The 23228-nt window shown below is 75.7% G+C and carries 14 protein-coding genes and 1 pseudogene; 12 read left to right on the top strand and 3 right to left on the bottom strand.

What is annotated here, in order from left to right:
• The first annotated feature begins 39 nt into the window (after window positions 1–39).
• From hisI to ACFFHU_RS18655, 3 genes are read left to right on the top strand one after another with little or no spacing between them, the layout of a single operon-like run.
• Window positions 40–516 (top strand): phosphoribosyl-AMP cyclohydrolase, encoded by a 477-nt coding sequence (hisI, locus tag ACFFHU_RS18665; RefSeq protein ID WP_377340607.1) that lies wholly within the window; start codon window positions 40–42, stop codon window positions 514–516.
• Window positions 513–2066, top strand: coding sequence for an anthranilate synthase component I (locus tag ACFFHU_RS18660; RefSeq protein WP_377340605.1), 1554 nt, complete (start codon window positions 513–515; stop codon window positions 2064–2066). The genes hisI and ACFFHU_RS18660 overlap by 4 nt, the downstream gene beginning before the upstream one ends.
• Window positions 2063–2617 carry a Trp biosynthesis-associated membrane protein gene (locus tag ACFFHU_RS18655; RefSeq protein WP_377340603.1) on the top strand — a complete coding sequence of 185 codons (555 nt, stop codon included), beginning with the start codon at window positions 2063–2065 and terminating at the stop codon, window positions 2615–2617. The genes ACFFHU_RS18660 and ACFFHU_RS18655 overlap by 4 nt, the downstream gene beginning before the upstream one ends.
• On the opposite strand, the gene ACFFHU_RS18650 is transcribed toward ACFFHU_RS18655, so the two are convergent.
• A complete protein-coding gene (locus tag ACFFHU_RS18650; RefSeq protein WP_377340601.1) occupies window positions 2509–2829 on the bottom strand; it encodes a hypothetical protein in 321 nt (106 codons plus the stop codon). The genes ACFFHU_RS18655 and ACFFHU_RS18650 overlap by 109 nt on opposite strands.
• A gap of 333 nt (window positions 2830–3162) precedes the next feature.
• Between ACFFHU_RS18650 and trpC the strand changes: the two genes are divergently transcribed.
• The 3 genes from trpC (at window position 3163) to trpA (ending at window position 6254) form a co-directional block, all read left to right on the top strand.
• Window positions 3163–4023: an indole-3-glycerol phosphate synthase TrpC gene (trpC, locus tag ACFFHU_RS18645; protein WP_377340599.1), complete on the top strand. Its 861-nt coding sequence runs from the start codon at window positions 3163–3165 to the stop codon at window positions 4021–4023.
• 35 nt (window positions 4024–4058) lie between these two features.
• Complete coding sequence (trpB, locus tag ACFFHU_RS18640) at window positions 4059–5300, top strand: tryptophan synthase subunit beta (protein WP_377340597.1); 1242 nt, start codon at window positions 4059–4061, stop codon at window positions 5298–5300.
• A 153-nt stretch (window positions 5301–5453) separates the two neighbouring features.
• The gene (gene trpA, locus ACFFHU_RS18635; RefSeq protein WP_377340595.1) at window positions 5454–6254 is read left to right on the top strand and encodes a tryptophan synthase subunit alpha; all 801 of its coding nucleotides are present in this window, start codon (window positions 5454–5456) and stop codon (window positions 6252–6254) included.
• 166 nt (window positions 6255–6420) lie between these two features.
• On the opposite strand, the gene ACFFHU_RS18630 is transcribed toward trpA, so the two are convergent.
• Window positions 6421–6972 carry an NUDIX hydrolase gene (locus ACFFHU_RS18630; RefSeq protein ID WP_377340594.1) on the bottom strand — a complete coding sequence of 184 codons (552 nt, stop codon included), beginning with the start codon at window positions 6970–6972 and terminating at the stop codon, window positions 6421–6423.
• 95 nt (window positions 6973–7067) lie between these two features.
• On the opposite strand from ACFFHU_RS18630, the pseudogene lgt reads away from it, so the two are divergent.
• The 3 genes and pseudogenes from lgt to ACFFHU_RS18615 all read left to right on the top strand — a co-directional run.
• Window positions 7068–8312: pseudogene (gene lgt / locus ACFFHU_RS18625) on the top strand (prolipoprotein diacylglyceryl transferase); the annotation flags it as partial.
• Window positions 8313–8674: 362 nt separating this feature from the next.
• Window positions 8675–9865 carry an FAD-dependent oxidoreductase gene (locus ACFFHU_RS18620; protein ID WP_377341206.1) on the top strand — a complete coding sequence of 397 codons (1191 nt, stop codon included), beginning with the start codon at window positions 8675–8677 and terminating at the stop codon, window positions 9863–9865.
• Window positions 9866–10021: 156 nt separating this feature from the next.
• Entirely contained in the window at window positions 10022–13570 is a 3549-nt protein-coding gene (locus ACFFHU_RS18615; RefSeq protein ID WP_377340592.1) for an AfsR/SARP family transcriptional regulator, read from the top strand.
• Between the two features lie 115 nt (window positions 13571–13685).
• On the opposite strand, the gene ACFFHU_RS18610 is transcribed toward ACFFHU_RS18615, so the two are convergent.
• A complete protein-coding gene (locus tag ACFFHU_RS18610; protein ID WP_377340590.1) occupies window positions 13686–14534 on the bottom strand; it encodes a GNAT family N-acetyltransferase in 849 nt (282 codons plus the stop codon).
• Between the two features lie 146 nt (window positions 14535–14680).
• Between ACFFHU_RS18610 and gltB the strand changes: the two genes are divergently transcribed.
• The 3 genes from gltB to ACFFHU_RS18595 all read left to right on the top strand — a co-directional run bounded on the left by gltB (window position 14681) and on the right by ACFFHU_RS18595 (window position 23134).
• Window positions 14681–19372, top strand: a complete 4692-nt coding sequence (gltB, locus tag ACFFHU_RS18605) for a glutamate synthase large subunit (RefSeq protein WP_377340588.1) — start codon at window positions 14681–14683, stop codon at window positions 19370–19372.
• Window positions 19365–20972 carry a glutamate synthase subunit beta gene (locus tag ACFFHU_RS18600; RefSeq protein WP_377340586.1) on the top strand — a complete coding sequence of 536 codons (1608 nt, stop codon included), beginning with the start codon at window positions 19365–19367 and terminating at the stop codon, window positions 20970–20972. The genes gltB and ACFFHU_RS18600 overlap by 8 nt, the downstream gene beginning before the upstream one ends.
• Window positions 20973–21286: 314 nt before the next feature.
• Window positions 21287–23134: an APC family permease gene (locus ACFFHU_RS18595; RefSeq protein ID WP_377340584.1), complete on the top strand. Its 1848-nt coding sequence runs from the start codon at window positions 21287–21289 to the stop codon at window positions 23132–23134.
• Window positions 23135–23228 lie beyond the last annotated feature (94 nt).

Below are 23228 nucleotides of genomic sequence, written 5' to 3'. Positions count from 1 at the left end.
CCCCATCCGCCCGGTCGGCCGCCGGGCGGATGCGGGAGGATGGAGCGCGTGTCCGAATCGAACTCGAACGGCGCCCCCGCCGGACCGGCCCGGCCGGCCGCGCTCGACCCGACCATCGCGGCCCGGCTGCGCCGGGGACCGGACGGCCTGGTGGCCGCGGTCGTCCGCCAGCACGACACCGGCGAGGTTCTGATGGTCGCCTGGATGGACGACGAGGCGCTGCACCGGACCCTGACCACCGGCCGGGCCACCTACTGGTCCCGTAGCCGTGGCGAGTACTGGGTCAAGGGGGCCACCTCCGGGCACCACCAGTTCGTCCGTTCGGTCGCGCTGGACTGCGACGGGGACGCCGTGCTGGTGAGCGTCGACCAGGTGGGCGCGGCCTGCCACACCGGGCACCGGACCTGCTTCTTCACCGACCTGCCGGTGACCGGGGCGGGCCGGCCCGAGGGCGCCGCCGGGGCGCCGGACGCCGCAGCGGACTCGGGGACAGCGGCGTCGGGCGGTCGGTCGTGACCAGCGGAGCGGTCGTACCGGACGAGGAGGCCTTCCTGGCCGCGGCGGCCGGCCGGCGGGTGCTGCCGGTCACCCGACGGTTGCTGGCCGACGGCGAGACGCCGGTGGGCGTCTACCGCAAGCTCGCCGGCGGGCCGGGCACGTTCCTGCTGGAGTCGGCCGAGCCGGGCGCCGGGGCCAGCGGCATCGCCTGGTCCCGGTACTCGTTCGTGGGCGTGCGCAGCGCCGCCACGCTGATCGAGCGGGACGGCCGGGCCGCCTGGCTGGGCGCCCCGCCGGCCGGCCTGCCGGAGACCGGCGACCCGGTCGAGGTGCTCCGGCAGACCGTGGCGGCGCTCACCGGCCCGGCGGGGGAGCCGGAGTCCGGCGCGCCCCCGTTGACCGGCGGCATGGTCGGCTACCTCGGGTACGACCTGGTCCGGCGGTTCGAGCGGCTGCCCGCGCTGGCCCCGGACGAGTTGGGCGTGCCCGAGCTGGGCATGATGCTGGCCACCGACCTCGTGGTGCTGGACCACTTCGACTCCTCGGCCCTGCTGGTGGCGAACGCGCTGCTGCCGGCGCCGGGGGAGCCGGACGCCGAGCGGCGCGCGCGGGCCGCGTACCACCGGGCGGTGGGCCGGCTGGACGCGATGACCAGCGCGCTGTCCCGGCCCAACCCGCCGATGGTGGCCGCGGTGGCGGCCGTCGACCCGGGCGAGGTCGCCAGCCGTACGCCCGCGGGCGGCTACCCGAAGGCGGTGCTCGCGGCCAAGGAGGCCATCCGGGCGGGTGAGTGCTTCCAGATCGTGCTCAGCCAGCGGTTCGAGCGGCCCACCGACGCCGACCCGCTGGACGTCTACCGGGTGCTGCGGATGACCAACCCGAGCCCGTACATGTACCTGCTCCGGTTCGACGGGTTCGACATCGTCGGCTCCTCGCCGGAGGCGCACCTCAAGGTCACCGGCGCGGCCGACGGGACCCGCCGGGCCATGCTGCACCCCATCGCCGGCACCCGGCCGCGCGGCGACACCCCGGTCCGGGACGCCCGGCTGGCCGCCGAGCTGCTGGCCGACCCCAAGGAGCGGGCCGAGCACGTGATGCTGGTCGACCTGGGCCGCAACGACCTGGGCCGGGTCTGCCGCCCGGGCACGGTCGAGGTGCCGGAGTTCGCCACCATCGAGCGCTACAGCCACGTCATGCACATCGTCTCCACCGTGGCGGGCACGCTGCGCCCGGACCAGACCGCCTTTGACGCGCTGGCCGCCACCTTCCCGGCCGGCACCCTGAGCGGCGCGCCCAAGGTGCGGGCCATGGAGCTGATCGAGGAGCTGGAGCCGGCCCGCCGCGGGGTGTACGGCGGCACGGTGGGCTATTTCGGGTTCGGCGGCGACCTGGACATGGCGATCGCCATCCGGACCGCGCTGATCCGGGCCGGTCGCGCGTACGTGCAGGCCGGCGCGGGGGTGGTGGCAGACTCCGACCCGGCCGCCGAGGACCGGGAGACGCGCAGCAAGGCGGCCGCCGTGCTGGCCGCCATCGCCGCGGCCGAGACGTTGCGGCCGGCCCGATGAGCCGGCTGGCCGGCGGGCGCGGCCTCGCGTACGCGGTGCTCGCCCTGGTCGCGGGCGCGGGCCTGGCGCTGTACGCGGCCACCCGGACCTGGAGCGTGGAGCGGATCGCCCGGCCGCCGCTGCCGCCGACCCGGGTCACCCACACCGGTGGCGCCCTGCTGCCCTGGCTGCCGGCGCTCGCCGTGGTGGCGCTGGCCGGGGCGGGCGCGTTGCTGGCCACCCGGGGGCGACCGCGCCGGTTCCTCGGCGCCGGGCTCACGCTGGCGGGCCTGGGCGTGGCGGCCGGCGGCGGATATGCGCTGGCCGGCGGGGCCACGCCGGCGACCGGCGGCGCGGTTTCGGCCACCTGGCCGGCGCTGTCCCTGCTTGGCGGCCTGCTGGCGGCCGCCGGCGCGGCCCTCGCCGCCCGGTACGGGCACCGCTGGCCGGCCATGGGGGCCCGCTACGAGCGGGCCGGGTCCCGCCCGGCGCCCGACGGCCGGGTCGCGGCCGGGAACACCCGGGAGGCCTGGGACGCGCTCGACCGCGGCGAGGACCCCACGGCCGGGTGAGCCCGCAGCGCGGCGACGGCCCGCCGGACCTCGTCGCGGCGCCGGGCCCGCTCCCGGTACGCCCGGACCACCGCCCGGGCGTTGGCCTGGCTCACCCGGGTGCGCTCGGCGCCACCCACCGCCCGCTCGACGGTGTGCGCCACGGCGATGGCCAGCGAGAGCACCGCGCGTGGGACGCTGGCGCCGGGGTGGACCCGCGCTACGGTCGTCATGGTCGGCTCCCACCCGCGAGGTCGTGCCGGACGAGGGACCGCCGGTCAGCCCCTCGAGTCTGCTGGATGGCAAGCCTGCCGGGCCGCTGTTTCCCGGTGATGTCCGTGGCTTGACGACCGCGGGTCCGGCACGAGCGTGCGCCCCGACGATGTCCGTGCTGCAATTGTGTGGTGATCGTCGATGCTTCCGGTGGCGTTCGGTGATGCGCCCTTCACCAAAAGTGGCCCATTATGCCCCAGCCCCGGGGGTGAGGGACGCCATACCCCCTGCGTCGCCCGCCTGGTGGCGCCCCCTAGCATCGGCCCATGACACCCGGAGAGGGGATTCCGTTGGTGACTGCTGACCACGCACCCGAGGCCGACGATTCCGCGTCGGCGCCCACCGGCAGCGTTCTCGACGAGATCCTCGCGGGCGTCCGCGAGGACGTCGAACGGCGCCGCCAGGAAGTCCCGCTGGAGCGGGTCCGCGAGCTGGCCAGCGCGGCGCCGCCGCCGCTGGACGCGTACGCCGCGCTGCGCCGGCCGGGAGTGGCCGTGATCGCCGAGGTCAAGCGGTCGTCCCCGTCCCGTGGCCCGCTCGCCGAGATCGCCGACCCGGCCGACCTGGCCGCCCAGTACGCCAGCGGCGGCGCCCGGTGCATCAGCGTGCTCACCGAGGGTCGCTGGTTCGGCGGGTCGCTGGCCGACCTCGGGGCGGTCCGGGCCGCCGTGGACGTGCCCGTGCTGCGCAAGGACTTCGTGGTCTCCAGCTACCAGGTGCACGAGGCCCGGGCGCACGGGGCCGACCTGGTCCTGCTGATCGTGGCCGCGCTGCCGCAGAACGTGCTGGTCGGGCTGCTGGAGCGGGTCGAGTCGCTGGGCATGACGGCGCTGGTGGAGGTGCACACCGAGGAGGAGGCCGACCGGGCGCTCGACGCGGGCGCGCAGGTGATCGGGGTCAATGCCCGCGACCTGCGTACCCTGGGGGTGGACCGGTCCGTCTTCGAGCGGATCGCGCCCGGGCTGCCCAGCAACGTGGTGAAGATCGCCGAGTCGGGGGTGCGCGGGCCGCACGACCTGATCCGGTACGCCTCGGCCGGCGCCGACGCCGTGCTGGTGGGCGAGGGTCTGGTCACCAAGAAGAGTCCCCGGGAGGCGGTGGCCGAGCTGGTCAACGCCGGCAACCACCCGGCCACCCCGCGGCCGGTGCGCTGAGGCGTACCGACCGCCGCAGCGAGAGGACGCCCGCCATGACGGCTTCCGCGTCGGCATCGTCCGGCCAGTTCCCCGACGCCGCCGGCCACTTCGGCCGGTTCGGCGGCCGGTTCGTCCCCGAGGCCCTGGTCGCGGCGCTCGACGAGCTGGACGCCGCGTACCGCAAGGCGGTGACCGACGAGGAGTTCCGGGCCGAGTTCGACACCCTGCTGCGCGATTACGCCGGCACCCCCTCGTTGCTCTACTCCGCCGACCGGCTCTCGGCCCGGATCGGGGCCCGGGTGCTGCTCAAGCGGGAGGACCTGAACCACACCGGGGCGCACAAGGTGCGCAACGTGCTCGGCCAGGCCCTGCTCACCCGGCGGATGGGCAAGCGCCGGGTGATCGCGGAGACGGGGGCCGGCCAGCACGGGGTGGCCACCGCCACCGCGGCCGCGCTGTTCGACCTCGAGTGCGTGGTCTACATGGGCGAGGTGGACACCGAGCGGCAGGCGCTCAACGTGGCCCGGATGCGGATGCTCGGCGCCACCGTCATCCCGGTGACCACCGGCTCGCGCACCCTCAAGGACGCGATGAACGAGGCCATGCGGGACTGGGTGGCCAACGTCGATGACACGCACTACCTGATCGGCACGGCGGCCGGCCCGCACCCGTTCCCCGAGCTGGTCCGATACTTCGTCCGGGGGATCGGCGACGAGGCCCGCCGGCAGTGCCTGGAGGGTGTCGGCCGGCTGCCGGACGCCGTCACGGCCTGCGTGGGCGGCGGGTCGAACGCGCTGGGCATCTTCGCCGGGTTCGTGGACGACCCGCAGGTGCGGCTGTACGGCTTCGAGGCCGGCGGCGAGGGCGTGCAGACCGGCCGGCACGCCGCCAGCATCACCGGCGGCTCGTCCGGGGTGCTGCACGGCACCCGCACCTACGTGCTGCAGGACGCCGACGGGCAGACCGTCGAATCGCACTCGATCTCGGCGGGGCTGGACTATCCGGGCGTGGGCCCGGAGCACGCCTGGCTGCACGACAGCGGCCGCGCCAACTATCTGCCGGTGACCGACGCCGAGGCGATGGCCGCGTTCGAGCTGCTGTGCCGCACCGAGGGCATCATCCCGGCCATCGAGAGCGCGCACGCGCTGGCCGGAACGGCGGCCATCGCGCCGCGGCTGGCCGAGGAGCTGGGTCGGGAGCCGCTGATCGTGGTGAACCTCTCCGGCCGGGGCGACAAGGATGTGCACACCGCCGGGGCGTACTTCGGCATCCTGGACGGCGAGGAGCCGTCATGAGCGAGCGCAGCGAGCGAATCGTCGAACTCAGTGCGGTGGAGCCTCATGGCGGGTCCGAGCGCAGCGAGGAGCCGTCATGAGCGAGCGCAGCGAGCGAATCATCCGGCACAGCGCCGAGCCTCATGGCGGCTCTGAGCGCAGCGAGGAGCCGTCATGAGCAACATCGGCGCGGTGTTCGACAAGGCCCGGGCGGACGGCCGGGCCGTGCTGGTCGGCTGCATGCCGGCCGGCTTCCCGACCGTCGAGGGCAGCATCGCCGCGATGACCGCGATGGCGGCCGCCGGCGTCGATGTGATCGAGATGGAGATCCCGTACTCGGACCCGGTGATGGACGGCCCGGTCATCCAGCGGGCCAGCGACATCGCGCTGGCCGGCGGCGTACGCATCGCCGACGCGCTGCGCACGGTGGAGTCGGTGGCGGCGACCGGCGTGCCGGTGGTCACGATGACCTACTGGAACCCCGTCGAGCAGTACGGCGTGGACGCCTTCGCCCGCGACCTGGCCTCGGCCGGCGGCACCGGCCTGATCACCCCCGACCTGATCCCCGAGGAGGCCGGCGAGTGGCTGGCCGCCTCCGACGCGCACGGGCTGGACCGCACCTTCCTGGTCTCGCCCTCGTCCACGGACGCGCGGCTGGTCCGGACGGTCGAGCACTGCCGCGGCTTCGTCTACGCCACGGCGATCATGGGAGTCACCGGCGCCCGCGCGCAGACCTCGGCGGCCGCGCCGGTCCTGGTGTCGCGGCTGCGGGCGGTCACCGAGCTGCCGGTCGCGGTGGGCCTGGGTGTCGGCACCGGCGCGCAGGCCGCGGCGGTGGCCGGGTACGCGGACGGGGTCATCGTCGGCAGCGCGCTGATCCGCTGCCTGCTGGACGCCCCGAGCGAGGCAGCCGGGCTGGCCGCGCTGGGCCGGCTGAGCGCCGAACTGGCCGAGGGCGTACGGCAGCGCGGCTGATCCGCCGAGGGGGAGCGCGGCCGAGCCGCCCAGGACGCCGGGCCGGATGTGCGGGTCGCCCCGCGGGCCGGCATCCCCAAGCCGCAGCGTGCGGGCGTGGCATCCGCGTACCCGTGTCGGGCATGGCATCCGCGTACCCGCGCCGGGCGCGGCGGGCGCGGCGTGCCTACGCGGCGGCGCCCGCCGGCTGGGTCGTCGCCGGCGCGGCGCCGGCGGGCTCGGCGGCCTCGGCCAGTTCCGGTTCGACGTCCCGGCGGACCTCGCGGAGCACCCCGGACCGGCCGGCCACGGCGTCCGCGATCGCGGCCCGGGTGGTCGGGGTCATCGGCGCCGGTGGGTCGTCGGGGTCGTGCCAGGAGAGCCGGCAGATCCGGCCGGGAGCGTTGACGGTGGCCTCGGCGTCGTGCACGCGACCCCGGAAGACGTGGACGAGCACGTCGGGCAGTTCCGTGCGGGGGGCGGGGACCGTCGAGCCGGCCGGCCGGGCGCCGTCGCCGGTCAGCTGGTAGATCCCGACCAGGTCGATGATCTCGGCCGTCATGCCCGTCTCGGCGAAGATGTCCCGCAGGGCCGCCTGCACCGGGCTCTCGGCTCGACGTACCCGGCCGCCCGGCAGGCCCCACCGGCGGTGCCCCTGGCTCTGCTGGCAGAGCAGCACGCGGCCGGCGTCGTCGGTGATGACGGCCGCCACCGCTGATGTGAGCGAGTTCATACCCATCGAGGGTACGGTGGGGAAACCGCGAAGTCAGCCACCGTCGTGTCGGCCGGCCCGGGGTGCCGCCGCGGCCCCGTCCGGCGGTAGCGTGTGCATCCGTGACCCTCGCCCTGCTCTCCCCACAGGCGGCCCTGCCCAGCCCCACCACCGCGGTCTGGCAGCTCGGGCCCGTCCCGATCCGGGCGTACGCCCTGTGCATCGTGCTCGGCATCCTGGTCGCCTGCGTGGTGACCGAGTTGCGCCTGCGCCGGCGCGGCGTGGCGCCGGGGGCGGTGCTGGACATCGCGCTGTACGCCGTCCCCGCCGGCATCATCGGCGCCCGCATCTATCACGTGATCACGACCCCGCAGCCCTACTTCGGGGCCGGCGGCCACCCGCTGGACGCGTTCAAGATCTGGCACGGCGGCCTGGGCATCTGGGGCGCCGTGGCGGGCGGCGCGCTGGGCGCCTGGTACGCGGCCCGGCAGCTCGGCATCCCGCTGACCATGGTGGCCGACGCCCTCGCCCCGGGGATGCCGCTGGCCCAGGCCGTCGGCCGGTTCGGCAACTGGTTCAACAACGAGCTGTACGGCGGGACGACCAGCCTGCCCTGGGGGCTCAAGATCTACCGGATGGACCCGGACAACCCCGGGCACGCGCTGCGGGCGGACGGCCAGCCGGTCCGGGAGCCGGGCCTGTACCACCCGACCTTCGCGTACGAGGCGATCTGGGACGTGGCCGTGGCCGGCCTGGTGTTCTGGGCCGCCCGGCGGTGGCGGTTGGGCCACGGCCGCGCCTTCGCGCTGTACGTCATGGGCTACACGGCGGGTCGGTTCTGGATCGAGCTGATGCGCACCGACGAGGCCAACCGGATCCTGGGGGTGCGGCTCAACGTCTTCACGGCCGTGCTCGTCTTCGCCGGGGCCCTGCTCTACTTCCTGCGCGTGCACGGCGCCCCGGAGTACGTCGTGCCGGTGGCCGCGGCCGGGGCGCCCGGCCGGCCCGCCGCCGCGGTTCCGTCCGGTGCGGCGACCGCCACCGAGGCGCCGGCCGCGGGCGATGTCTCCCAGGTGGACCTCGCCGCCCGGACCACCGCGGCGCAGCCCATCGGGTATCGGGTGGTGACCGAGGAAGAGTTCCGGACGTACCGGGAGACCGGGACGGCCCCGGCGGCCCCGGCCGCCGCGCGGTCCGACGCGGGCGAGCTGGCCGCGCGGTCCGACGCGGACGAGCTGGCCGACCGGACCGAGCCGGCCGACCGGACCGAGCTGGTCGACCGGGCCGAGCCGGCCGACCGGACCGAGCCGGCGGGCGCCGTGCGGTCCGACGCGATGGAGCGGGACGACGCGGCCGACCGGGCCGACGAGATCGACCCGTCCGACGTGGCGGCGGGGACCCGCCCGGCCGGGGCCGCCGAGCCGACCAGCCCGGCCGACGCGGGCGAGCCGGGGGCCCGGCCAGCCGATCCGGCCAAGCCGGCCGAGCCGAAGCCGCAGGTCAGCGGCCGGGTCGAGCCGGAGCCGCAGGTCAGCGGCCGAGCCGAGCCCGAGCCGCCGGTCAGCGGTCGGGCCGAGCCCGAGCCGCCGGTCAGCGGTCGGGCCGAGCCCGAGCCGGCGGTCGCCGGCCCGGCCGGGGCGGTCAAGGACGCCGACCGCGACCCGGTGGGACCCGCCGGCACGGCCGCCCCGGGCGCCGCCGAGCAGGACCGGTGAGCGCGGGCGCCCCGATGCGTACGGCCGTGGTGGTCGGCGCCGGCGTGGCCGGACTGGCCGCGGCGGGCGCGCTGGCCCGCGGCGGCTGGCAGGTCACGCTGCTCGAGGCGGAGGACCGGGTACGGGCCGACCGGACCGCGCTGGTGCTCTGGCCGAACGGCGTCCGCGCGCTGCACTCCCTCGGCCTGGGCGACGGTCTGGAGGCGATCGCCACGCCGCTGCGGGACCGCGGGGTGCGGCGGCCGGACGGGCACCGCATCGTCCAGCCGCGGGCGCTCACCGGTGACCGCGCGCCGGTCGTGGTGCACCGCGAGGACCTGCACGACGCGCTCATCGCCGGCCTGGGTGACCGGGTCGAGATCCGTACCGGGGTGCGGGTGACCCGGGCCGAGCCCGGGGAGCGACCCTCGGTGTCGGACGGTCGCTTCACGTACGCGGCGGACCTGGTGGTGGCGGCCGACGGCATCGACAGCGCGGTCCGCCGGCGGGTGGCGCCGGAGGCCACCGTGGTCAGCTCGGGCTGCGCGGCGTGGCGGGCGGTGATCCCGTGGTACCGCGCGCCCCAGCTGCCGGACGACGCGCTCGGCGGCGAGGTGCTCGGGGCAGGCTACCGGTTCGTGGCCGCGTCGCTCGGCGATCCGGGCGCCTCCGGGGGCGCCCCACGCGGCGGCATCTACTGGATCGCCACCGCCGCGGGCGCGGCCCGGCCGGAACCGCCGGCCACCCAGCTGGCGTTGCTGCGCCGCTGGCTCGCCAGCTGGCCCAGCCCGGTCGGCGAGCTGCTGGGCGCCACCGGCCCGGAGGACCTGATCCAGCAGGACGTCCGGGAGCTGCGCCCGCTGCCCCGCAGCTACGGATTCCCGGGCGGGGACGGCGGAGTCGTGCTGATCGGCGACGCCGCGCACGCCATGCCGCACCACCTGGGTCAGGGCGCCTGTTTGGCCTTTGAGGACGCCGCCACGTTGAGCGTGCTCACCGCCACGGCCAAGCCGGGGGAGCAGCTGCGGACCGCGGTGGAGTCGTACAGCCGGCTGCGGCTGCCCCGGGCCACCACGATCGTCCGGCAGACCCGGCGGATGTCCGCGGTGCTCGGCGCCCGGGGGCGGCTTGCGCTGCGGGCCCGGGACGCGGCCCTGGGCGCCATCACGCCCCGGCTGCTGGGCAGCGCCGCGAGCGCGGCGGCCCAGTGGCGCCCACCGGTGTGAGCAGTATTTCTCCTGGTCAAGCCCCTGATCGTTGTCGCGATGCGGCCCGTACGGCGGGGTGGGCGGACCGAACGGGTGTCGGTCGGCACGGACGATCGGGTCAGAATTACCGGGAGTGAGGGGAGGACTCCCGTGCGGCGCGCGCAACCCGGAGCGATGGAGCCCAGGCGGGCCCAGCCGGTCCCCGCCGACATCCGGCTGCTCGGCCCGGTCGAGTTGGTCGGCGCCGACGGTCCGGTCCCGCTGTCGCCGCCGGTACGCCGGTTGCTGGGCCTGCTGGCGCTGCGCGCCAATCAGCCGGTGCCGCAGGCCGAACTCGCGGCCGGGTCCGGCTCGTCGGGCGCCCGTCCGGCCGCCGTGCTGGACGATCCGATCGCCGAACTCACCGCGGCCATGCAGGCGGTCGGGCTGCCGGCGACCGTGCTGGCCCGCCGAGACGGCTACCTGCTGCGGGTCTCCGGACGGCTGGTCGACGCGCGGCGGTTCGACCGCCTGCTGGTTCGGGCCCGCGCCCGGATGGCCGGTGGCGAGCTGGCGGGAGCGGCCCGGTTGTTCGCGACGGCGCTCGAGCTGTGGTCGCCGGAAACCGAATCGGCGCAGCCGCCGCTCGGCGGTGTGCCGCCAGGCTGCCCGCCCTGGGTGGCGGCCGAGGTGACCCGGCTGATGCAGTCCCGCGTGGCGGCCGTGGAGGACCGCTGGGAGTGCGAGCTGCGGCTGGCGGCCGGCGCGTACCAGGCGGCCGGCGCGCCGGTGGTGAACCGCGCGGTGATCGAGGCCGGCGCCGCCGCCCAGGGGCGGGCCACGGAGGCGCGCGCCGCCCTCAGCACGGCGCTGCGCCGGCACCCGCTCCGGGCCCGGCTCTGGGAGCTGCTGCTGGTGGCGGCGTTCCTCGCCGATGGCAGGCGGGCCGCCGCCGAGGTGGCCGGGGTGGCCGAGCGGACCTTCCGGGATCAGGTCGGCATCGAGGTGGGTGAGCGGCTGCACCGGCTGGCCCGGGCGGCGCAGCGCGGCGACCTCGCGGAGGAGTGGGCAGCCGGGCCGGCGGACGGGCGCGCCGGGCAACCGGCGGTCGTGCCGGCCGCCACGGTGGTCAACGGCCCGGGCGCCCAGCCGCTCGCGCCAGCCCGGCTGCCGGTCCCGATGACTCCCCTGCTCGGCCGCGAGTCCCTGCTGGCGGAGGTGGAACGGCTGTTGACCGTGCGCCGGCTCGTGACGCTGACCGGCCCCGGCGGGGCCGGGAAGACCCGGCTGGCGATCGCCGTGGCGGGGCGGTGGGCGGGGGTGGGCGCCTGGTTCGTCGACCTCAGCGCCGTCGAGGATCCGGCCCGGGTGGCCGAGGCGGTCGCCACCGCGCTGGGCGTACGGCCCGGTCTCTACCGCGCCGCTCCGGTCGACACGCTCGGCGCGGCGATCGGCGACGCGGCCGCCCTGCTCGTGCTGGACAACTGCGAGCATCTGGTGCCCGGCTGCGTGGCGCTGCTGCGTCGGCTGCTGCCCGGCTGCCCGCGGCTGCGGGTGCTCGCCACCAGCCGGGTCGCCCTGCGCGTCACCGGCGAGCGACTGGTGTCGGTGCCCCCGCTGGGGGCGCCCGCTCCGGGCGCCGGGCACACCCTGGCGGACCTCGTGCTGCATCCGGCGACCCGGCTGTTCCTGGAGCGCGCCCGGGCCCGGTCGGGCCAGCCGGTGGCGCCGGACAGCGCCGACGACGTCGTACGGCTCTGCGCCGAACTGGACGGGTTGCCGCTGGCCATCGAGCTGGCGGCCGCGTGGACGCCGCTGCTCAGCATCGGCGAGATCGCCAGCCGGATGGCGGCGGACCCGCATTTGCTGCGCAGCCCCGACCCGACGGCGCCGAGCCGGCACCGGACCCTGGCCGCCGCGGTCGAGACCAGCGTGAGCCAGCTCGACGAGGAGGCCCGCACCCTGTTCGAGTGGCTCGCCGTCTTCGGCGGCGGGTTCGACGCCGGGGCGGCGCTGGCGATCCGCGGGCCGGCCGGGGTCACCGCGCTGGCCGCGCTGGCCGACGCCTCGCTGGTGACCGCGGTCGATGACGGCGAGCTGACCGACGTGGGGGGTGTGGCGGTCCGCCGCGACCCGGCGGACGTCGGGCCGGCGGGCCGGCCTCCGGGGATCGGCCCCGACGCCCGGCTCCCGGACGACCACCCGGCCCGGCCGGCCCGGTACCGGATGCTGACGCCGATCCGGCGGCACGCCCTGCACCGCCTGATTCGCAGCGGCGCCGAGGACTCGGCCCGGTGGGCGCACGCCCGGTACGTGGTGGCGCTGGCCGAGCGGGCCGACGGCAACCTGCGCGGGCCGGCCCAGCAGTGCTGGCTGTACCGGCTGCGCGCCGACGACGCCAACCTGCGCGGGGCCATGCGCTGGCTGGCCGCGGCCTCGACGGCGTCCGTGGGCCCGGCGGCCGCCGCGGCCGCGGTCCCGGCGGCGACCGTGGGCCCGGCGGCGACCACGGTCCCGGCGGCGACCACGGTCCCGGCGGCGACCGTGGGCCCGGCGGCGTCCGTGGGCCCGGCATCCCGGGGCGCGGCGGGGTCTGCCGGCCCGGCGTCGGCGGGGGCCGAGGCGGCTGCCGGTCCCGCGGGTCCGATGGGCGCTTCCGGCGCTGCCGCGGACCCGGACGGGTGGGGCGACCTGCGGCTGGCCGCGGCGCTGGCCATGTACTGCCGGCTGGAGGGCCACTACCGGGACGGGCTGGGCTGGCTGTCCGCGGCGTTGCGGCGGCACCCCGACGCGCCCGCGCCGCTGCGGGCCCGCGCCGGGGTGGGCGCCGCCATGCTGGCCATGCTGCTCTGCGACTACCCGGTGGCCGTCCGGCACGCCGAGCGGGCCCGCACGGTGTGCCGGACGGTGGACGACCGGCCGGCCGAGGCGCGGCTGGAGCTCATTCTCGGCTCGGTTGCCCGCGAGCAGGCCAGGTACGCCGACTCGGCCGCGCACCTGGCCGCCGCCACCGCGCTGCTGGCCGACTGCGGCGACGAGTGGGGCGAGGCGCAGGCCGTGCAGCTGCGCGGGGTGACCGCCTGGCTCTCCGGCGACCTCGATCGGGCCGACTCGCGGCTGCGGGCCAGCCTGCGCCGGTTCGAACGGCTCGGCGACACCGAGGCGGAGGCCACCGCGCTGATGAACCTCGGCGCCGTGGCGCTCTACCAGGGCGACCCGGACCGGGCGGCCTCACTGCTGGACGCCGCGCTGTACCGGTATGCGGCCATCGGTTTCGCCGAGGGCGTCGGCTGGGCGCACAACATGCGCGGCCTGGTGGAGTTGGGCGCCCGGCGGATCGCGCGGGCCCGGGCGCACCTGCTGGTGAGCATCGCGGCGCACCGTTCGGTGGGAGACCGGTGGCGCACCGCGAGCGTGCTGGAGGCGTTGGCCGAGGTCGCCCGGCTGGAGCGGGACCGGGTGCGGGGGGCCCGGCTGCTCGGCGCGGCCGGCCGGATCCGGGACGAGATCGGGGCCCCCGTGCCGGCCTGCGAGCGGGCGGCCACCGCGGCCACCGGCGCGGCCCTGCTGGCCGAGCTCGGCACCGTGGCGTTCGCCGCGGCCGTGCGGGAGGGTCGGCGCGCGCCGCTGGACGCCCTGCTCACCGGGGGCGGCGCGGTGCGGCCGTCCCGGCCCGCCGTGCCCGCCGATCCGCTCCGAACCCTCCCGAGCGCGGTGGCCGTGGCCGCCCCCCGCTCCGCCTGACCCCCGCTGGCCGGCGCGATCTTGCACTCCTGGCGGGCGACTCGCGCGGAGAAGCCGCCTTGTCCCACCCAGAGCGCGCGCCGGGGGTCGGTGAGGTAGGGGAGGGAGAAGGGGATCAGCCGAGGAGGGCGGCGGGTTCGGCGATGCAGGCGGTGCCGATCCGGCGGAAGCCGGCCCGGAGGTAGACCCGGGCGATGTCCTCGCTGCCGGCGGAGAGGAAGACCAGGTCGGCGCCGTCGTCCAGCAGTCGGCGGGCGAGCGCGGCCGTGACGGCGGCCCCGACGCCGCGCCGGCGGGCCCGGGGCAGGGTGGCGATCCCGGCGATCTCGGCCACGTCCGCCACCCGCATTCCCCGGCCGCTGCCCACCGCGCCGTTGCCCGGCGCCTCGGCCAGCGCGGTCAACCGGCCATGGGCGGCCGCCAAGGCCCGTTCCTGGGCCAGGTCCGCCGGGCCGAGTTCGAGCAGGGCCGCGTCCCGTTCGGCCGGCCCGGCGTCGCCCCGGTCGGTGCCGGCGGCGCCGAACCCGACGGCCGCCACGGCCCGCTGGGCCGCAAGGCCGGCCGGGAAGTCCGGCGCCGCGGGGTCGAGGATCCGCACCGGTACGTCGGAGAGCTCCGTCGCGGCCGGCAGGGCGGCCGGATCGAGCACCATGAGCGGCGCTTCCAGCACGCTGAGCCCCGCCGACCGGGCCACCGCGAGCAGCCCCGGGGTGCGCTCGTGCACCCATTCGAACGCCTCCGGCAGGCCGAGGTCGCGCTGCCGGGCCCGGACCGCCGTCACATCGGCCGCGGACGGTGGCTCGGCGGCGTCCAGCCGAGGCCGGGCATAGTACGGCCAGCCGCCGTCCGACTCGCGGACGAACAGCACCAGCCCGCCGAACTCCTCGGCCCGGGCGGCGTCCCGCGGAACCGCGTCGTAAAAGCGTTCCAACCGGTCAAAGAGCGTGTCCCGCGTGTCAAGCACCGCGTGAGACTACACGTCCCACAGTCCGGACGAGTGATCAATCCGACCTGGTGGCCTACGGCGGGCCCTAACGTAGACTCGGGAATCCAAGCAAGGGCCGACGTCGTCCCGACCGAGATGGAACGTGAGTGACGACAGGAGACCCGGTGGATCTTCCGTACCCTCTCCCGCCGCAGCCCGCTCCGCCGGCCACCGGCCTCTACGACCCGGAGTACGAGCACGACGCCTGCGGGGTGGCGTTCGTGGCCGACCTGCACGGGCGCCGCTCGCACGGCGTGGTGGCCCGCGGCCTGTCCGCGCTGCGCCGCCTGGACCATCGGGGCGCCCGGGGCGCCGAGCCCAACACCGGCGACGGCGCCGGCCTGCTCATCCAGGTCCCAGACGCGTTCCTGCGCGCCGTCGTGGACTTTCCGCTGCCGCCGGCAGGCGAGTACGCCACCGGTCTGGTGTTCCTGCCCGCCGACCCGTCGGCCGCGGCGCTGGCCCGCCGGGTGGTGGAGAAGTACGCGCTGGTCGAGGGGGCGGAGATCCTCGGCTGGCGGGACGTGCCGGTGGACCCGGCCGGACTCGGCGCGACCGCGCTGGCGGTCCGGCCGGTGATCCGGCAGATCTTCCTGGCCGCGCGGCGGCTCACCGACGCGCCGGCGGGCCGGGCGGGCGAGCCGCTGCGCGGCATCGACCTGGACCGGGTGGCCTTCTGCGTCCGCAAGCAGGCCGAGCGGGAGAGCGCCGAGCGGGGCGCGCCGGCGTACTTCCCGTCGCTGTCCGCGCGGACCCTGGTCTACAAGGGGATGCTCACCCCGGACCAGCTGCCCGCGTTCTATCCCGAGCTGGCCGACGAGCGGATGACCAGCGCCATCGCGCTGGTGCACTCCCGGTTCTCCACCAACACGTTCCCGTCCTGGCCGCTGGCCCACCCGTACCGTTTCGTGGCGCACAACGGCGAGATCAACACGATCCGCGGCAACCGCAACTGGATGCAGGCCCGCGAGGCTCTGCTGGCCAGCCCGCTCATCCCCGGCTCGATCCGCCGGCTGTTCCCGGTGTGCACGCCCGGCGCCTCCGACTCGGCGCAGCTGGACGAGGTGCTCGAGCTGCTGCACCTGGCCGGCCGCAGCCTGCCGCACGCCGTACTCATGATGATCCCGGAGGCCTGGGAGAACGACCCGGACATGCCCGCGGACCGGCGGGCCTTCTACCGCTTCCACGCGAGCCTCATGGAGCCATGGGACGGCCCGGCGGCGGTGGCTTTCACCGACGGCACCGTGGTGGGCGCGGTGCTGGACCGCAACGGGCTGCGCCCGGGCCGCTGGTGGCAGACGGCCGACGGGCTGGTGGTGCTGGGCAGTGAGGCCGGCGTGCTGGACCTCGACCCGGCCACCGTGGTGGCCAAGGGGCGGCTGCGGCCCGGCCGGATGTTCCTGGTGGACACGGACGCCGGCCGGATCGTCACCGACGACGAGCTCAAGCGGGAGCTGGCGGCCGAGCTGCCGTACGACGACTGGCTGCTGGCCGGGCAGATCGAGCTGGCCGACCTGCCCAAGCGGGAGCACACGGTCTACACCCACGAATCGGTGCAGCGGCGCCAGCAGACCTTCGGGTACACCGAGGAGGAGCTGAAGATCCTGCTCGGCCCGATGGCCCGGGCCGGCGCCGAGCCGGTGGGCTCGATGGGCACCGACACGCCGATCTCCCCGCTGTCGACCCGGCCCCGGCTGCTGTACGACTACTTCCACCAGCTGTTCGCGCAGGTCACCAATCCTCCGCTGGACGCCATCCGGGAGGAGCTGGTGACCAGCCTGCGCTCCACCATCGGGCCGGAGGGCAACCTGCTGGACCCGGGGCCGGCCAGCTGCCGGCAGATCACCCTGCCGTATCCCGTGCTGGACAACGACGACCTGGCCCGGATCCTCTCCATCGACGAGGACGGGGACATGCCGGGGTTCAAGGCCGTCCGGGTCTCCGGGCTGTACCGGATCCGGGACGGCGCGGCCGGGATCAAGGCCCGGCTCACCGAGATCTGCCGGCACGTGTCGGAGGCCATCGAGGACGGGGTACGGATCCTGGTGCTCTCCGACCGGGACTCGACGGCCGACCTGGCCCCGATCCCGTCGCTGCTGCTCACCGCGGCCGTGCACCAGCACCTGGTACGCGAGCAGACCCGCACCCGGATCGCGCTGATCGTGGAGAGCGGCGACTGCCGGGAGGTGCACCACGCGGCCGTGCTGATCGGGTACGGCGCCGCGGCGGTGAACCCATATCTTGCCTTCGAGACCGTCGAGGACCTGGTCCGCACCGGGGCGCTGCCCGGGCTCGACCCGTCGGCCGCGGTGCGGAACTACCGGACCGCGCTCGGCAAGGGCGTACTGAAGATCATGTCGAAGATGGGCATCTCGACCGTCTCGTCGTACTGCGGCGCCCAGGTCTTCGAGGCCGTCGGCCTGGACGAGCGGCTGGTCCAGCGATACTTCGCCGGCACCTCGACCAGCATCGGCGGGGTCGGCCTGGCCGGCCTGCACGCCGAGATCGCCGTCCGGCACGCCCGCGCCTACCCCCCGACGGCCGACGCCACGGACCGGCGGCTCGACGCGGGCGGCGAGTACCGGTGGCGCCGCGACGGCGAGCTGCACCTGTTCAACCCGGAGACCGTCTTCCTGCTCCAGCACGCCACCAGGGCCCGGCAGTACGACGTGTTCCGCCGCTACACGTCCACCGTGGACGACCTGACCGCCCGGGCCGGCTCGCTGCGCGGGCTGTTCCGGCTGCGCACCGGGGTCCGCCCGCCGGTGCCGATCGACGAGGTCGAGCCGGTCGAGGAGATCGTCAAGCGGTTCGCCACCGGCGCCATGTCGTACGGGTCGATCTCGGCCGAGGCGCACGAGACGCTGGCCGTGGCGATGAACCGGCTCGGCGGCCGGTCCAACACCGGGGAGGGCGGCGAGGACGTCGAGCGGCTGCACGATCCGCTGCGCCGCTCGGCGGTGAAGCAGATCGCCAGCGGCCGGTTCGGGGTCACCAGCGAATACCTGGTGAACGCCGACGACCTGCAGATCAAGATGGCCCAGGGCGCCAAGCCGGGCGAGGGCGGCCAGCTGCCCGGCAACAAGGTCTGGCCGTGGATCGCCCGGACCCGGCACGCCACCCCGGGTGTCGGGCTGATCTCGCCGCCGCCGCACCACGACATCTATTCGATCGAGGACCTGGCCCAGCTCGTCCACGACCTCAAGTGCGTCAACCCGGCCGCCCGGGTGCACGTCAAGCTGGTCAGCGAGGTCGGGGTGGGCACGGTGGCGGCCGGGGTGGCCAAGCTGAAGGCCGACGTCATCCTCATCTCCGGCCACGATGGCGGCACCGGCGCCTCGCCGCTCAACTCGCTCAAGCACGCCGGCACGCCGTGGGAGCTGGGGCTGGCCGAGGCTCAGCAGACGCTGCTGCGCAACGGCCTGCGGGACCGGGTGACGGTGCAGGTGGACGGCCAGCTCAAGACCGGCCGGGATGTGGTGGTGGCGGCGCTGCTCGGGGCCGAGGAGTACGGCTTCGCCACGGCGCCGCTGATCGTCTCCGGCTGCGTGATGATGCGGGTCTGTCACCTGGACACCTGTCCGGTGGGCATCGCCACCCAGAACCCGGTGCTGCGCGAGCGCTTCACCGGCCGGCCGGAGTTCGTGGAGAACTTCTTCCGCTTCCTCGCCGAGGAGGTCCGGGAATACCTGGCCGAGTTGGGCCTGCGTTCCCTGGACGAGGCGGTCGGCGCGACCGAGCTGCTGGACCTGTTGCCCGCGGTGGCGCACTGGAAGGCCGGCGGCCTCGATCTGAGCCGGGTGCTGACCCTGCCGGACCTGCCCGACGGCGCCGCCCGGCGGCGCGTCCGGGGCCAGGACCACGGCCTGACCGCGTCGCTGGACAACGAGCTCATCGCGGCCGCCGCGCCGGCGCTTGAGGCCGGCACGCCGGTCCGAGTCGAGCTGCCGGTCCGCAACGAGCACCGCAGCGTCGGCGCCATGCTGGGCGGGGAGGTGACCCGGCGGTACGGCGGGTCCGGGCTGCCCCGCGACACCATCGAGATCACCCTCACCGGCACGGCCGGCCAGTCGTTCGGGGCGTTCCTGCCGCCCGGGGTGACGCTGCGCCTGGTGGGCGACGCCAACGACTACGTGGCCAAGGGGCTCTCCGGCGGCCGGGTGGTGGTCCGGCCGGATCCCCGGGCGCCGTTCGTCGACCCCGGCGCGCCGGCCGGCGACCGGGCCGAGGACCAGATCGTCGCCGGCAACACCATCCTGTACGGGGCCACCGGCGGCGAGCTGTTCCTGCGCGGCCGGGTCGGCGAGCGGTTCGCGGTGCGCAACTCCGGCGCGGTGGCCGTGGTGGAGGGCGTCGGCGACCACGGCTGCGAGTACATGACCGGCGGCACGGTGGTGGTGCTCGGTGGCTGCGGCCGCAACTTCGCCGCCGGCATGTCCGGCGGTACGGCGTTCGTCTGGCGGCTCGATTCCGCGCTGGTCAACCGCGAGCTGGTCGAGCTGGGGCCGCCCACCGACGAGCAGTGTGCGGTGCTGCACGATCTGCTCAGGCGGCACCTGGCCGAGACCGGCTCCCCGGTGGCCGGCCGGCTGCTGGAGCGGTGGCCGGCCGCCGCCGGAGAGTTCACGGCGGTCGTCCCCCGGGACTACCGCCGGGTCATGGAGATCATGAGGGCCGCCGAGGCTGCCGGCCACGACGTCGACGACGCGGTGATGAGCGCGCTCGCCGTACCCGCCGGCGCCCCCGGCGCCACCGCCGGCGTGGCCGGCTCGGGCGGCCCGGCGAACGGCCGCGCCCAGGAGGTGGCCCGTGCCTGACCCCAACGGCTTCCTGCGGTACGACCGCCGGCTACCGGCCCGCCGCCCGGTGCCCGTTCGGATCACGGACTGGCGGGAGGTCTATCCGCCGGCCGACGAGGAGCTGATCCGCGAGCAGGCCACGAGGTGCATGGACTGCGGCATCCCGTTCTGCCACGACGGGTGCCCGCTGGGCAACCGGATCCCGGACTGGAACGACCTGGTCCGCGCCGGGTCGTGGGACCGGGCCATCGATGCCCTGCACGCCACGAACAACTTCCCGGAGTTCACCGGCCGGCTCTGCCCGGCGCCCTGCGAGGCGGCCTGCGTGCTGGCCATCCCGACCGGGCCGGCGCCGGCGGGGCCGGGCTCGGTGGACTCGGGCGCGGTGACCATCAAGCAGGTCGAGGTCGAGATCATCAACCAGGCGTACGACCGGGGGTTGGTCCGGCCCGGCCCGGTCGGGCCGCCCACCGGGAAGCGGGTCGCCGTGGTCGGCTCGGGGCCGGCTGGGCTCGCGGCCGCCCAGCAACTGGTCCGGGCCGGGCACGCGGTGACCGTGTACGAGCGGGACGACGCGATCGGCGGGCTGCTCCGGTACGGCATCCCCGACTTCAAGATCGAAAAGGTGCAGCTGGACCGGCGGCTCGCGCAGCTCGCGGCCGAGGGCGTCGAGTTCCGCGCCGGCGTCGAGGTCGGGGTGGACATCACCGCCGAGGAGCTGCGGCGGACGTTCGACGCGGTGCTGCTGGCCTGCGGCGCGCTGGCCGGCCGGGACATCCCGGCCACCCCCGGCCGCGGGCTGCGCGGCGTACACCAGGCGATGGAGCACCTGGTGGCGGCCAACCGCGCGGTGGCGCTCGCCGGCGGCGCCGGCGTGGCCGAGGCGGCGGCTGGCGGTGCTGGCGCGGCGGCCGGGGGCGCTGGCGGTGCCGGCGCGGCTGCTGCCGGCGGCGTGGCCGGGCCGCCGGATCCGCTTGACGCGGCCGGCCGGCACGTGGTGATCATCGGCGGCGGCGACACCGGGGCGGACTGCCTGGGGGTGGCGCACCGGCAGGGCGCCGCCGGTATCCACCAGCTCGACCTGTATCCCGAGCCGCCGCGCTCCCGGGACGCGGGGCGGGACCCGTGGCCGACCTGGCCGTGGATCCTGCGCAGCTATCCCGCGCACGAGGAGGGCGGCGACCGGGTCTTCGCGGTCGCCGTGCAGGAGTTCGTGGACGATGGCACGGGCGCGGTACGGGCGGTGCGGATCGCCGAGGTGACCGTCGAGAAGCGGGACGGTCAGCGGTTCCTCACCGTGCTGCCCGGCTCGGAACGGGAGCTGCCGGCCGACCTGGTGCTGCTGGCCATCGGCTTCGACGGCACCGAGCAGCAGCCGCTGCTCGACCAGTACGGGCTGGCCCGCAACGCCCGCGGGGTGCTGGACGCCGATCCGGGCTGGCAGACCGGCGCGCCGGGCGTCTTCGTGGCCGGCGACATGCACCGGGGCGCCTCGTTGATCGTCTGGGCCATCGCCGAGGGTCGGGCGGCCGCCGCGGCCATCCACGCGTACCTGGGCGGGGTGGGCGAGCTGCCGGCGCCGGTCCAGCCGTCGAGCCGCCCGCTCGCGGCGCTCTGACCGCACGGACGACCCTCCGGCGGCGCCTCGCCCGGCAGCTGCCGCCGGAGGGCTCACCGGGCCCGCCGTCCGCGACTCCGGCACGCCGCGCAGCGATCCCCGGCGTGCCGGAGGCCCCGGTTGTGGCCCGCAATCCATCGATGTCCGCTTCCGGGCGGAGCCGTGCGCGCATCGTTACCGAGGACAGGAGTGAATGGAACGCCGCCTGGGTAGCAGCGAGATCGACTACCCAGTGTGACGCGGGGCACCGCGCCGCCGGCGGCGTCCGCATCCCCCGCGGTCGCCGCGCCACCACCGGCGAGAGGACTGAGGCGATGGCCACCACCGCGACAACCGAGGGCACGGGCGACCGGCCCAAGCTCAGGCGGGACATCGGCAGGATCGGCCTGCTGTTCACCGCGGTCGGCTCGATCATCGGATCGGGCTGGCTGTTCGGGGCGATGAACGCCGCGCAGATCGCCGGGCCGGCGGCGATCTTCTCCTGGCTCATCGCCGGCATCATGATCATGTTGATCGGGTTGACCTACGCCGAGCTGGGCACCATGTTCCCGGTCTCCGGCGGGGTGGTCCGGTATCCCCACTACGCCTTCGGCGGCTTCGCCAGCTATCTCATGGGCTGGATCACCTGGCTCGCCGCGGCCGTGGTGGCGCCCATCGAGGTGGAGGGCACGCTTCAGTACGCGACCCGGTACTACCCGTTCACGCACGCGCACGAGGTGGCCGGCGAGACCGTCCACACGCTCACCGTCGCCGGCTACGTGGCCGCGGTGATCCTGATGGCGGTGTTCTGCGTGGTCAACGTGATCGGGGTGCGGTTCTTCACCCGGCTCAACAACGTGCTGGTGTGGTGGAAGCTCGGCATCATCGTGCTGGTCATCGTGGCCTTCCTGGTCACCGCGTTCCACGGGGTGAACTTCTCCAGCCACGGCTTCGCGCCGTCCGGGCAGCACGGGATCTTCACGGCCATCGCCACGGCCGGCATCACGTTCTCCTTCCTCGGCTTCCGGCAGGGCATCGAGCTGGCCGGCGAGTCGAGCAACCCGCGCCGCAACGTCCCGTTCGCGGTGATCGGCTCGGTGCTGATCACGATGATCATCTACATCGGTCTGCAGGTGGCGTTCATCGCCGCGGTGCCGGAGGACACCCTCGGCAAGTCCGGCAGCTGGGCCGACCTCACCTTCAAGGACGCCTTCGGCCCGCTCGCGGCCATCGCCTCGATCCTGGGCCTGACCTGGCTGGCCGTGCTGCTGTACGCCGACGCCATCGTCTCGCCCGGCGACACCGGCCTGATCTACACGGCCATCACCTCCCGGCTCGGCTACGCGATGGCGCAGAACGGCAACGTGCCGAAGCCGGCCGCCAAGCTCACCCGGTCCGGCGTGCCGTGGGTGTCCACCATCATCGCGTTCGTGGTCGGCTTGGTCATCTTCCTGCCGTTCCCGAGCTGGCAGCAGCTGGTCGGGCTGGTCACCGGCGCCACCGTGCTGTCCTTCGGCTCCGGCCCGCTGGTGTTCGCCGCGCTGCGCCGGGAGATGCCGGACCAGTCGCGCGGGTTCCGGTTGCCGGGCGGGGACGTGATCCCCTTCCTGGCGTTCTTCTCGTCCAACATGATCGTGTTCTGGGCCGGCTGGGGCACCAACTGGAAGCTGTTTCTCGGGGTGCTCATCGGGCTGGTGCTGCTCGGCATCTTCCGGGCCACCGGCTCGGTGCACCTGCCGCACATGAACTGGCGGGCCGGGTCCTGGACCATCCCGTGGCTCGGCGGACTGGCGCTGATCAGCTACCTCAGCGACTACGAGGGCACCGGGCTGATCGGACTGGGCTGGGGCTTCGTGGTGAACCTCGTGTTCAGCGCGCTGATCTACCTGATGGCGCTGAAGGTGCGGCTGTCCGGCGACGCCGTCCGGGAGATCATCGAGACGTCGCCGCACGACGAGGTGGCGCACGACGGCGGCGAGGACGGCGTGCTGATGCCGTCCCAGGCCGCCGGCGAGGACGCCGCCGACGGTCGTACCGAGAGCGGACGCGGCACCGACGCCGTACCGGGGCAGCGTGCCGGTGATGCCACGGTCGGGGCGTCCGACGCCCTACCGGGACAGCGTGCCGACGCCGACCTGGACGAGGCGCCCGACCGGCGCCGGGGTGGTCCCGCGGCAGAGTGAACCATCCGGAAAGGACCCGTCGGCCAGGCCGACGGGTCCTTTCCGTTGTTGTCTACCGGAGCTGCTCGGCCCGGCGAGGGCGTCTTCGTGGTCC

It is taken from the genome of Plantactinospora siamensis, from assembly GCF_042434095.1.
Classification (GTDB): domain Bacteria; phylum Actinomycetota; class Actinomycetes; order Mycobacteriales; family Micromonosporaceae; genus KBS50.
This window is presented reverse-complemented; position numbering and strand designations above follow the sequence as displayed.

What these genes read in the sequence shown, in the direction of transcription:
- ACFFHU_RS18655 (WP_377340603.1), top strand. Translation starts at nt 2,063, where the DNA reads ATGAGCCGGCTGGCCGGCGGGCGCGGCCTCGCGTACGCGGTGCTCGCC.
- ACFFHU_RS18615 (WP_377340592.1), top strand. Translation starts at nt 10,022, where the DNA reads ATGGAGCCCAGGCGGGCCCAGCCGGTCCCCGCCGACATCCGGCTGCTC.
- hisI (WP_377340607.1), top strand. Translation starts at nt 40, where the DNA reads ATGGAGCGCGTGTCCGAATCGAACTCGAACGGCGCCCCCGCCGGACCG.
- ACFFHU_RS18650 (WP_377340601.1), bottom strand. Translation starts at nt 2,829, where the DNA reads ATGACGACCGTAGCGCGGGTCCACCCCGGCGCCAGCGTCCCACGCGCG.
- ACFFHU_RS18620 (WP_377341206.1), top strand. Translation starts at nt 8,675, where the DNA reads ATGCGTACGGCCGTGGTGGTCGGCGCCGGCGTGGCCGGACTGGCCGCG.
- trpB (WP_377340597.1), top strand. Translation starts at nt 4,059, where the DNA reads ATGACGGCTTCCGCGTCGGCATCGTCCGGCCAGTTCCCCGACGCCGCC.
- ACFFHU_RS18595 (WP_377340584.1), top strand. Translation starts at nt 21,287, where the DNA reads ATGGCCACCACCGCGACAACCGAGGGCACGGGCGACCGGCCCAAGCTC.
- ACFFHU_RS18630 (WP_377340594.1), bottom strand. Translation starts at nt 6,972, where the DNA reads ATGGGTATGAACTCGCTCACATCAGCGGTGGCGGCCGTCATCACCGAC.
- trpA (WP_377340595.1), top strand. Translation starts at nt 5,454, where the DNA reads ATGAGCAACATCGGCGCGGTGTTCGACAAGGCCCGGGCGGACGGCCGG.